Annotated in this window: 6 protein-coding genes; 3 read left to right on the top strand and 3 right to left on the bottom strand. The window is 73.6% G+C overall.

The genetic code is table 11. From position 1 onward, the window contains the following. Positions 1-92 precede the first annotated feature (92 nt). Positions 93-656 carry a cysteine hydrolase family protein gene (locus KDL01_RS38730; RefSeq protein ID WP_212533704.1) on the top strand — a complete coding sequence of 188 codons (564 nt, stop codon included), beginning with the start codon at positions 93-95 and terminating at the stop codon, positions 654-656. Positions 657-726: 70 nt separating this feature from the next. Here KDL01_RS38730 and KDL01_RS38735 read toward each other — a convergent pair whose 3' ends face one another. Then, a complete protein-coding gene (locus tag KDL01_RS38735; RefSeq protein WP_212533705.1) occupies positions 727-1,092 on the bottom strand; it encodes a thioesterase family protein in 366 nt (121 codons plus the stop codon). Between the two features lie 131 nt (positions 1,093-1,223). Between KDL01_RS38735 and KDL01_RS38740 the strand changes: the two genes are divergently transcribed. Together KDL01_RS38740 and KDL01_RS38745 are read left to right on the top strand one after the other, a co-directional pair. Next, on the top strand, positions 1,224-1,928 hold the full coding sequence (locus tag KDL01_RS38740; RefSeq protein ID WP_212533706.1) for a hypothetical protein: 705 nt from the start codon (positions 1,224-1,226) through the stop codon (positions 1,926-1,928). A gap of 64 nt (positions 1,929-1,992) precedes the next feature. Then, positions 1,993-3,042, top strand: a complete 1,050-nt coding sequence (locus KDL01_RS38745) for a DUF2891 domain-containing protein (protein ID WP_212533707.1) — start codon at positions 1,993-1,995, stop codon at positions 3,040-3,042. A gap of 7 nt (positions 3,043-3,049) precedes the next feature. Here KDL01_RS38745 and KDL01_RS38750 read toward each other — a convergent pair whose 3' ends face one another. Both KDL01_RS38750 and KDL01_RS38755 read right to left on the bottom strand, forming a co-directional pair. After that, positions 3,050-4,414: a vWA domain-containing protein gene (locus KDL01_RS38750; RefSeq protein WP_212533708.1), complete on the bottom strand. Its 1,365-nt coding sequence runs from the start codon at positions 4,412-4,414 to the stop codon at positions 3,050-3,052. Continuing rightward, positions 4,402-5,565: AAA family ATPase (locus KDL01_RS38755; protein WP_212533709.1), on the bottom strand; the 1,164-nt coding region annotated here is incomplete at its 5' end. The genes KDL01_RS38755 and KDL01_RS38750, both read right to left, overlap by 13 nt.

The raw sequence follows: 5,565 nt of genomic DNA on the forward strand, positions 1-5,565 counted from the left end.
GCGGGGCGGGTTCGGCGCGGACGTATCATCGTGGTCATATTCGGCCTGATCATGCGTGGATCGGGTGTCGCACGGCGGAAGAGGGATCGGGCATGAGCAGGGACGCGCTCCTGGTGATGGACGTGCAGCAGGCGATCGTGGAGCGCTTCGCGGGCGTGGAGAGCGCGGTGGGGTATCTGCCGCGGCTGCGCTCGACGATCGAGGCGGCGCGGGCCGCGGACGTGCCGGTGATCTATGTGGTCGTCGGGTTCCGGGCGGGGCATCCGGAGGTCAGCGGCCGGAACAAGACCTTCAGCGCGCTGGTGCAGAGCGGCGCGTTCGCCGAGGGTACGGCGGGCACGGCGGTGCACCCGGAGGTCGCGCCGCAGCCGGGAGACATCGTGGTCACGAAGAAGCGGGTGAGCGCGTTCGCGGGGAGCGACCTCGACATGGTGCTGCGCGCGAACCAGGTGGGCGGGCTGGTGCTGACCGGCATCGCGACCAGCGGGGTCGTGCTCTCGACCGTGCGTCAGGCGGCCGACCTGGACTTCCGCCTGACGGTGCTGGCCGACGGCTGCCTGGACGCGGACGCCGAGGTGCACCGGGTGCTGGTGGAGAAGGTGTTCCCGCGGCAGGCCGAGGTCGTGGGCAGCGAGGAGTGGGTCAAGGGGCTCTGACGGCGCGCGCGAGGGCGTCGTAGATTCCTGACACGGCAGCGGCGCGGGCCGCGGACGTGCCGGCGCCGCGTCAGCGTACGGAGGCCAGGAAGCGTTCGCGGTCGACGACGGCGCGCTCGATCTCGCCCGCCGCCACCTGTTGCCCCGCGCCGTCGACGGCGTGGACGGTGAAGGTCAGGCGGCGGGCAGGCACGTCCTGCTCGGGCCGGGTGGTGACGGCGGCGGTGACCTCGACGCGGCCGCCGACCGGGGTGGCGCGCAGGTGCTGGATGCGGACGGCGGTGCCGACCGTGGTCCGGGCCGCGTCGACGAAGGGCCGCGCCGCCTCGAGCGTCGCGGCCTCGAGCCACTGGATCAGCCTGGGCGTCGCGAGCACCGGGACGTCGCCGCTGCCGACCGCTGCCGCCGTGTCCTCGGCGGTGACTTCGTACCACATGCCTCCAGCCTAGATGTTCGAAGAGGACTTCAGCTGCGCTGCGCCCATCGCGAACAAGGGGATTGACACGCCGCGTAGGCTTCGGCTGATCGACTGATCGACTGATGATGAGCGAGCGCCAGGGAGACAGGATGGACGGGGACACGGGATCGGGGCCGGACGAGCCGCGGGACCGGATACCAGAACCCGAAGCGGTCCTCGACGATGCCGGCGTGCCCCGATGGGGCGCGGACTGGAATCAGGGCGCCGCGGCGGGCTGGGCGCAGGCCTCGGCCGACGACACGGCCCGGTCGGCCCGGCGCCGGTGGCAGCTCTACGCGCTCGTCGCCGGGGGCGCCGCGGCCGCCGCGGTCGCCGTCGCGGCCGTAGCCGTGTCGGTCACCGTGTCCGGAAGTCCGGCCCAGCCGGTCGCCGCTTCCGCCACGACCTCGAGCGCAGCGGCCGTGCCGGGTGGCGGGGCCGTGGCGACGACGACCCAGGCAGCGACAGCGAGTCAGAGCACGCCCCCGTCGGGCGACGCGTCGCAGCAGCCGTCGGCCACCGGAGATCCGTGCCTGTCCGCGCTGAGCTCTCTCTCGGCCATGGCGAGCGCCATGAGCGACGACAACACCGACTCCTCGAAGTCGATCGCCGCCGTGCAGCTGGCCATCGATCAGCTCGAGCAGGACGCGAGCGCCACGCCCAGCGCGGCGCTCAAGCACTCCCTGGCCCTGGTGGTGACGGACCTGCGCACGCTGCGGAGCGCGGTGTCGAGCGGAGACCTGGACGGCCAGATAAATGACCTGACACGCATCGGGGACGACACCGACACGATCCTCAAGAGCTGCCCCCTCTAGAATCGATAAATCGATAAACTCCACCCTCGAACACGAAAGCCGGTCGTTCGAGCGGAGTGTGACGATGAGTCCGGAACTGGAAAGCGCCGCGCTGCGCCGACGCGGCCTGCTGGAGGAGCACGCGGCCGGGTTCGCCGCGACCGCGGTGGAGAACCTGCGGCGGGAGTTCCCGTACCACATCTCGCGGCTGATGACGGCGCGCGGCGACTTCCCGCAGGCGCCGCGGGATGTGCATCCGGCGTTCCACAGCTCCTTCGACTGGCACTCCTGCGTCGAGATGCACTGGCTGCTGGTGCGGCTGCTGCGCAGCGCGCCGGACACGCTGGAGGACAAGGAGATCCGCGCGGCGCTGGCGGCGAACCTGACCGAGCAGAACCTGGCCGTCGAAGCGGCCTCGTTCCGCTCGGGGCTGCGCCCGGCCCGGCCGTACGGGTGGGGCTGGGCGCTGGCCCTCGAGCACGAACTCGCCGAGTGGGACGACCCGGACGCTCAGCGCTGGGCGGTCGCGCTGCGCCCGCTGACCGACGCGATCGTCGAGGCCTTCCTCACCTACCTGCCTGCCGCCACCTACCCGAACCGCAGCGGCGTGCACTCGAACACCGCGTTCGGCCTGCGGCTCAGCCTCGACTTCGCCCGCCGCCGCGCGCAGGCCGGGGACGCGGCGCTGCTGGAGGCCATCGCGGACGCGGTCGAGCGCTGGTACGCCGACGACGCCGACTACCCGGGCGCCTGGGAGCCGAGCGGCTCCGACTTCCTCTCCCCCGCGCTGGTCGAGGCCGAGCTCGTCACGACGCTCTGGGAGCCGGAGCGCGCCCTGCCCTGGCTGGAGGCCTTCCTCCCGGGCATCGCCGACGGCGCGCCGGCGCAGCTGTTCACGCCCGCGTACGTGGCCGACGACAGCGACGGCCAGATCGCCCACCTGCACGGCCTGAACCTCAGCCGGGCCTGGTGTTGGCGGCGCCTGGCCGCGTACCTGCCCGCCGCCGATCCGCGCGTCCCGGCCCTGCTCGAGACCGCCGCCCGGCACGCCGAGCCGGAGCTCGGGAACGTCAGCGGCTCCGACTACATGGTCGAGCACTGGCTGGCGGCCTACGCGGTGCTGTACCTGAGCTGAGGCGCCGTCATCGGCGCAGGTGGACGGTCTCGATCCAGCTCGGCGGCATGGGGCGGGCGGCCTCGTAGCGCTCGGAGTAGCGGCTGACCGAGCCGAAGATCCCGGCGATCACCCGGCAGCCCGGTGAGGCCGCGGGCCACGGGGTCATCCCGTCGGTGAGCACGACGACGACGTCCGGCCCGGGGTGGGCGGACGCGGCACGCGCGATGCCCTTACGCAGGTCCGTGCCCCCGCCGCCGACCAGGCTGATCTCCTGCGCGCGGCAGATCTGCTCGACGGTGTGCACGGCCGCGTCGCAGCTGTAGACGGACACCTTGTCGCCGTGCAGGCCGACGGACCGGCAGATGCCCGCCACCTCACCGAGGGCGTCGCCGAGGTCGGTGTCGCTCACCGAGCCGGACGTGTCGATAACCACGGCCAGGCGTGGCAGGGGTCGGCGAAGGCTGGGCAGCACGATCGAGCCGCCGAGCGAGGCGGTGCGGCGGCTCGGGCGCCGGTAGGTGTAGTCGCCCGCGCCGCGTGTGGTGGCCAGGACTCCACGCAGCGCGCCGGCGAGTACGGCGCGCCAGTCCTGCGTGGGTTCCATGCCGCCCTCGGCCCAACGCCGCCAGCCTTTGGGGACCGTGCCGCGCCCGCCGCGCAGGGCGTCGCGCACCCGGATGCGGATCGCCGCGGCCTCGTAGGGACCGATCACGGGGGCGCCCTCGGCGTCGAGCTCCCACGGCGCCTGCCCCGCGTGTGCGCCGGATCCGCAGTCGTGCCAGGCGAAATCGCCGGACAGCACGATCGGAGGGATGCTCCTGACGTACTCCTCGAACAGAGCGCAGGTGCGCACCCGCAACCGCCCCGGGGTCACCGCCAAGACGGGCAGACGCAGCGTGTGCCCGGCGACTCCGGCGAAGCTCTCCACGAGATCGTCGTTGATCTCGCAGTCCATCGCCAGGTTCAGCCGCATCTGTTCCTGGAGCGGGCGTTCGACGTCGAGCGCGGGCGTACCGGGGCCGGTGTGGTTACGGCTGCGCTCCATGAGTATCCGGGCCCGACGATGGTGGTCGCGCACGACGTGGGAGACCTCGTGCAGCCAGACCACCGCCAGGTCCTGGACCGTGGTCTGGGCCACGAAGGCGGGGGACGCGTAGCAGCGCCAGTATGCGTCCACCGCCATCGTGGGCACGCCGTAGGTGGGCACGATCGCGAGCGCGTGCAGGGCGGTCGCGAGGTAGGGGCAGGCGCTCGCGGCGATCCGGCGCGCCGCGAGGAGTTTGGCCATGTCGATCTCGGCGGCGGGGTCGGGGGCCCGGTCCGGCTCGGGCTCGGCGGCGGTGTCGGCGGTGTCGGCGGCGGCATCGCGCCGCGCGGTCAGTCGGTCCATGCCAGCAGTTCCTCCAGGGCGCCGAGCCGGTCGAGGTCCGCGGGCGCGGGCCAGTCGGGGTCGCGCAGGTCGGCGAGTTCCATGGCCGGGGAGACGAGCAGGTCGACCGCGACCACCTCGGCGAGCCGGGCCACCACGGCCCAGCCGGCCTGCCAGCGTGCGCAGGTCGGCTCGCGCCGGATCGCGTCGACGACGGCGGCGAGCATCGCGTGCACCCGGTCGCCGCGCTCGGGCAGCTCCGCGGCGTACGGGTCCCGCAGCAGCGCCTCGGGGTCCGGCAGGTCGCGCTGTTCGAGGAAGGCGAGGAATTCGAGCCCTGCTCCGTCGCCGACGACGCCGCGTACGGCCAGCGCGACGGCCTCGATCTCGACGTTCGCGGCGTACCCGAAGGCGAGCAGGCGCAGCGCCATCTCCCAGGTGCGCGGCGAGGGCCAGGCCCCGGCCCGCGAGGCGGCCGAGGTGGGCAGGCGGTGGGTGTAGTCGGGGCGCACGGTCAGGAACGCGCAGACGGCGGCGCGGGCGCGGTCGACGGACTCCTCGAGGCGGGTGGGATCGAGGCGGGGCAACGGGATGCGCGGCCAGGTGCCGCCCAGTCCGCGCACGACCACGTCCGGGTCGTGCACCCAGGCGAGGTGGACGAAGCGGTTGGCCAGCGGCGGGGCAAGCTGCCAGCCGTCGGCCGCGGTGTTCGCCGGGTTCGCGGCCGCGACGATGCGCACCGGGTCCGGCAGGGCCAGGCTGCCGACGCGGCGTTCGAGCACCACGCGCAGCAGCGCGGCCTGCACGGCGGGCGGCGCGGAGGAGAGTTCGTCCAGGAACAGCAGGCCCTTGCCACGCCGGCGCAGCCGCACGGCCCAGTCGGGCGGGGCCATGGCCACGCCCTGGACGGCGGGATCGGCGCCGACGATGGGCAGGCCGGAGAAGTCGGAGGGCTCGTGGACGCTGGCGATCACGGTCTCCAGCGGCAGATCGAGGCCCTCGGCGAGCTGGGTGAGGGTGGAGGACTTGCCGATGCCCGGCTGGCCCCACAGCAGCACGGGCAGGTTGGCCGCGGTGGCCAGCGCGAGGGCCTGGACGGCCGGGTCGGTGCCGGGCGCGGTGGTGCTGATCCGGGTGAGCGCGATGAGGCGGTCGGCGGTCTGGATCTCGGT

Origin of the sequence: Actinospica durhamensis, assembly GCF_018139695.1 — a bacterium.
In the GTDB taxonomy this organism is placed as follows: domain Bacteria; phylum Actinomycetota; class Actinomycetes; order Streptomycetales; family Catenulisporaceae; genus Actinospica; species Actinospica durhamensis.